Source organism: Streptomyces sp. SID11385, assembly GCF_010548245.1.
Lineage (GTDB): Bacteria > Actinomycetota > Actinomycetes > Streptomycetales > Streptomycetaceae > Streptomyces.
In genome coordinates, this window is sequence record NZ_JAAGLR010000285.1 from 1 (window position 1) to 5125 (window position 5125).

The 5125-nt window shown below is 72.7% G+C and carries 3 protein-coding genes and 1 pseudogene; 1 reads left to right on the forward strand and 3 read right to left on the reverse strand.

Annotation, left to right across the window (positions count from 1 at the left end):
- The 3 genes from nrfD to fdh form a co-directional block, all read right to left on the reverse strand.
- On the reverse strand, positions 1 to 449 hold a 449-nt coding region (gene nrfD / locus G3I42_RS08810; protein WP_203606555.1), incomplete at its 3' end, for an NrfD/PsrC family molybdoenzyme membrane anchor subunit.
- Positions 446 to 1393 carry a 4Fe-4S dicluster domain-containing protein gene (locus tag G3I42_RS08815; RefSeq protein ID WP_164284029.1) on the reverse strand — a complete coding sequence of 316 codons (948 nt, stop codon included), beginning with the start codon at positions 1391 to 1393 and terminating at the stop codon, positions 446 to 448. The genes G3I42_RS08815 and nrfD, both read right to left, overlap by 4 nt.
- Entirely contained in the window at positions 1390 to 4650 is a 3261-nt protein-coding gene (fdh, locus tag G3I42_RS08820) for a formate dehydrogenase (RefSeq protein ID WP_164284031.1), read from the reverse strand. The genes G3I42_RS08815 and fdh overlap by 4 nt, the downstream gene beginning before the upstream one ends.
- Positions 4651 to 4917: 267 nt before the next feature.
- Here fdh and G3I42_RS08825 point away from each other — a divergent pair.
- Positions 4918 to 5125: pseudogene (locus G3I42_RS08825) on the forward strand (sensor histidine kinase); the annotation flags it as partial.

Consider the following 5125-nt stretch of genomic DNA (forward strand, 5'->3'; position numbering starts at 1 on the left):
GGCCGCAGGCGCGGCATCCGGCCCGCGACGGCGGTGAGCGCGGCGAGGCCCGCGCAGCCCCCGTAACCACTCAGGAGCCAGGAGCCGACGCTCATCGGCGAGGTGGGCTTGAGGACGCGCAGCATGTTGACGAAGCGCGCGGGCCTTCCGAGGTCGTGGACGAGGGCGGCGGCGGAGAGCCCGATGGCGCCGAGCGAGGAGACCTTCAGGGCGCTCGCCGTCGTCGGCCGCCCGGTGAGGTGGGCCCCTGCGGCGAGCACGGAGCCCGCGCCCGCCAGACCGCCGAGGAAGAAGTACCCGGCGATGTCGCTCGCGGCCCAGGACGGCTTCTTGAGGATGGGGCGCCCGTAGTACGAGGTGAACTCCGCCTTGGGCACGACGAATTGTTCGCCGCGCTTGCCCTTGCGGCGGCGGGGACGTTCCGGCCTGCTCTCGGCGGGGGCGGTCATCGGCGGGCCTTCCGGAGTGCGGCGAGGGCGGCGGGCAGGGCGTGGGCCGTGGTCACCGTGGTGAGCAGGCCGAGGGCGGCGAGTCCCGCGTGCTTCCACATCGCGGGCAGGTCGCGGGTCGTGACGACGGGGTCCGGCGGGAGCCCGTAGACCTCGGGTTCGTCGAGGAGGAGGAAGAAGGCGCCGTCGCCGCCCACGCCGTCGTCCGGTTCGTGGCCGTACAGGCGGGCCTCGGTGACGCCCGCCTCGTGGAGCTGGTCGACCCGCAGCGCCGCGCGTTCGCGGAGTTCGTCGAGCGGCCCGTACTGGATGGACTCGGTGGGGCACGCCTTGGCGCAGGCGGGTTCCTGCCCGGCGCTGAGCCGGTCGTAGCACATCGTGCACTTGAAGGCGCGGCCGTCGCCCTCGCGCTGCTCGATGACGCCGTAGGGGCAGGCGCTGACGCAGTAGCCGCAGCCGTTGCAGATGTCCTGCTGGACGACGACGGTGCCGAACTCGGTGCGGAAGAGGGAACCGGTGGGACAGACGTCGAGGCAGGCGGCGTGCGTGCAGTGCTTGCACACGTCCGAGGACATGAGCCAGCGCACCCCCTGGGCGGGCAGGCCCTGCGCGGGGTCGGCGAGCGGGAGGCTCGTGCGGTCGCCGGGCCCCGGCGGCTCGGTGACCTCGACGGGGCGGGCCTGTTCGACGAAGGCGACGTGCCGCCAGGTCGAGGCGCCGAGGTCCTGGGTGTTGTCGTAGGACATGGCGCTCAGGCTCAGTCCGTCCTCGGGGACGGTGTTCCACTCCTTGCACGCCACTTCGCATGCCTTGCAGCCGATGCACACGGAGGTGTCGGTGAAGAAGCCGACGCGGGGCGGGTGCGCGTCGTAGCCGGCGTCCCCCGCCGGGTCGGGCTCGGGACCGGAGAGCAGGCTCTCGGCGCGTGGTGCGGTGTCGGTCATCGGGTCTCCTCGGCGTGCGGGTGCTCGGTGCCGGTGTGCGCGGTGATGCCGGCACGGCGGCGGTAGTCGGCGACGAGGGCGGGCAGCGCGGGCCCGCGGGGGCGGCGGCCGGCGCGGATGTCGGCGGTGAGGGCCTTGTCCTCCTGGATGTGGGCGTCGGCGTCCAGGCTGATCGCCATGAGTTCGTTCGCGGCGTCGCCCGTGACGACCCCGTTGGGGCCCCAGTGGAAGGGCATCCCGATCTGGTGGATCGTGCGGCCGTGCACGCGCAGGGGTTTCATGCGCTCGGTGACGAGGACGCGCGCCTCGATCGCGTTGCGGGCCGTGATGAGCGTCGCCCAGCCGCCGTGCGTGAGGCCGCGCTCCCGCGCGAGTTCCGGCGACAGTTCGCAGAAGAACTCCGGTTGCAGTTCCGCGAGATAGGGCGACCAGCGGCTCATGCCGCCCGCCGTGAAGTGTTCGGTCAGGCGGTGGGTCGTGAGGATGTAGGGGTAGACGTCGCTGCCCGGTTCCTCGCCGCTGGGGTGGTAGCGGTTGCCCTCGCGGGAGAAGACCTTGCGGGCGGGGGCGCGCGAGACGGCGCCGTAGAGGGGGTTGCGGAAGGGCGAGTCCTGCGGCTCGTAGTGCGTGGGCAGCGGCCCGTCGTCGAGACCGGCGGGGGCGTAGAGCCAGCCCTTGCCGTCGGCCTGCATGATGAACGGGTCGTCCCCGGCGAGTGCCGCGGCGCCCTCGGCGCCGTCGGGCGGTACGTGCCCGGGGGCGAGGTCCGCGGGGAAGTCGGGCACGTCGTCGCCGGTCCACTCGCCGGCCTCGGCGTCCCACCACACGTACTTCTTGCGCGCGCTCCACGGCGTTCCGTCGGGCGCGGCCGAGGCGCGGTTGTAGAGCATGCGGCGGTTGGCGGGCCAGGCCCAGGCCCACTCCCCCGCCACCGGGCCCTGCTCCGTGGCGGGCGGACGGCGCGCGGCCTGGTTGACGCCGTCCGCGTAGATGCCGCAGTAGATCCAGCAGCCGCAGGAGGTGGAGCCGTCGTCCTTGAGCTGGGTGTACGCGGAGAGCGGCCCGTCGCCGCGTACCCGGCCGTTGATCTCGGCGAGGACCGCTTCCGCCAACGGCTCCTTGAGCGGCCCCTCGACGGGGTAGTCCCACGTGAGGTCCTGGACCGCCTTGTCGCGCGGGTCCGTGGAGGCGGCGAGACGTTCCTTGACGCGGCGGCCGAGGTGGTACATGAACCACAGGTCGCTGCGCGCGTCGCCCTCGGGTTCGACGGCGGCGTGCCGCCACTGCACCCAGCGGTTGGTGTTGGTGAAGGACCCGGACTTCTCGGTGTGCGCGGCGGCGGGGAAGAAGAAGACCTCGGTGGGGATCTGTTCGGTGCGCAGTTCACCGGTCTCGATCTCGGGGCCGTCCTGCCACCAGGTGGCGGACTCGATGAGGCTGAAGTCGCGGACGACGAGCCAGTCGAGGTTCGCCATGCCGAGGCGTTGCAGGCGGGTGTTGGCGGAGCCCACGGCGGGGTTCTCGCCCATGAGGAAGTAGCCCTTGCAGGTGCCGTCGAGCTGGGCCATGACGGTCTCGTAGGTGTTGTGCGCGCCGGTGAGGCGGGGCAGGTGGCCGAAGCACCACTCGTTCTCCTCGGTCGCCGCCTCGCCGAACCAGGCGGTGAGGAGGCTGACCATGTAGGCGCGCATGTCGGCCCAGTAGCCCTTGTCCGTGCGGCTCGCCTCGATGAACGTGTCGAAGGTCTGGTGCGCGTGGGCGTGCGGCATGGGCAGGTAGCCGGGCAGCAGGTTGAAGAGGGTCGGGATGTCGCTGGAGCCCTGGATGGAGGCGTGGCCGCGCAGCGACATGATGCCGCCGCCGGGGCGGCCGATGTTGCCGAGGAGGAGCTGGAGGATGCTCGCCGCGCGGATGTACTGGGAGCCGACGGTGTGCTGGGTCCAGCCGACCGCGTAGCAGAAGGCGGTGGTGCGCTCGGGGCCCGAGTTGCTCGTGACGGCCTCGCACAGTTCGTCGAAGAGGGCGCGCGGGATGCCGCACGTCTCCTCGACGAGTTCGGGCGTGTAGCGGGCGAAGTGCCGTTTGAGCACCTGGTAGACGCAGCGCGGGTGCTGAAGGGTCTCGTCGCGGGGCGGGCTGCCGGGGGCCTTGGCGCCGCCCGAGCCGTGCGCCTCGGAGCCCGCGTAGTTGCGGGCCCGTTCCTCGTACAGCGCGTCGGGGTCGCCTGCCGGTTCCTGCACCTCGACGCCCTCGTACTGCCAGCTCAGCGGGTCGTAGCGCCCGGTGTCCGGGTCGTAGCCGGAGAAGAGCCCGTCGAGGTCCTCGGTGTCGCGGAAGTCCTCGCTCACGAGGCTCGCGGCGTTGGTGTAGTGGACGACGTACTCGCGGAAGTCCTTCTCCTCGGTGAGCACGTGGCTGATGAGCGCGCCGAGCAGGACGATGTCGGTGCCGGCCCGGAGCGGGACGTGGGTGTCGGCGAGGGCGCTCGTGCGGCTGAAGCGGGGGTCGACGTGGATGACCTTCGCGCCGTGCTTCTTCGCCTCCATGACCCATTGGAAGCCCACGGGGTGGGCCTCGGCGAAGTTGGAGCCCTGGATGATGATGCAGTCGCTGTGCCGCAGGTCCTGGAGGAACGTCGTCGCGCCGCCGCGCCCGAAGGAGGTGCCGAGCCCGGAGACGGTGGAGCTGTGGCAGACGCGGGCCTGGTTCTCGACCTGCACGACGCCGAGCGCGGTGAGGAACTTCTTGATGAGGTAGTTCTCCTCGTTGTCGAGCGTCGCGCCGCCGAGGCTCGCGATGCCCATCGTGCGCGCGGTGCGCACTCCGTCGCGCTCCCACTCCCAGGTCTCCTCGCGGGTGCGGATGACGCGCTCGGCGACCATGTCCATGGCCGTCTCCAGGTCGAGCGGCTCCCAGTCGGTGCCGTACGGCCTGCGGTAGAGGACCTCGTGGCGGCGCGCCGAGCCCGTCGTGAGCTGGAGCGAGGCGCTGCCCTTGGGACACAGGCGGCCCCGGCTGACGGGCGATTCGGGGTCGCCCTCGATCTGCACGACCTTGTCGTCCTTGACGTAGACCTGCTGCCCGCAGCCGACGGCGCAGTACGGGCACACCGAGCCCACGACGCGGTCCGCGCTCGCGGTACGGGGCCGCAGCCGCTCGCTCACGGGCGACCGCGCGGCATGCCCCCGGCCGAGCGGGTCGGTGCCGGTGAGCTGCCGGTAGACCGGCCAGTCGGTGATCCAGGTGCGCAGACCCATCGCGTACTCCCGTAACGGCGGCTCCGGCCGGGGCCGGACGGTTCCCTCCCTCCCGACGATCCCCGGCGGCCCGGGGTCCGGCGAGCGGGCGGGCCCCGGGCGGGTGGCGCGCCACACGGCCCGGGCCCGCCCGGAACGTGGGACCGGGTGCCCACGGGGGACGGCTTGAATCGCGCGGGACACGAATTCATGGCGAGGGCACGGATTCTGGTGGTCGTTAGGCTGACCGGGTGCCGGGGCGGTGGACGCGGGGCGACGGGTGGACGGATGGCTGCGGGGGCGGAGGCCGTGGAGATACGGGCGCGGGTGCGCGAGGCGGCGGAGGGCGAGGTGGTACGGACGTACGCGGCGGACGTGCGCGCCGCCGCGCGGCACCCGCTCGCCCACCTGGGCTCGGCGCGGCCCTGGCGGTGCCTGTTCTTCGTGCTCGCGGGGCTCGCGCTGCCCGTGACCGCCGTTCCCGGTGTGCCCGCCG

Excerpts from the sequence above, each read along its gene's own strand:
- G3I42_RS08815 (WP_164284029.1), bottom strand. The coding sequence starts at position 1,393 with ATGACCGACACCGCACCACGCGCCGAGAGCCTGCTCTCCGGTCCCGAG.
- fdh (WP_164284031.1), bottom strand. The coding sequence starts at position 4,650 with ATGGGTCTGCGCACCTGGATCACCGACTGGCCGGTCTACCGGCAGCTC.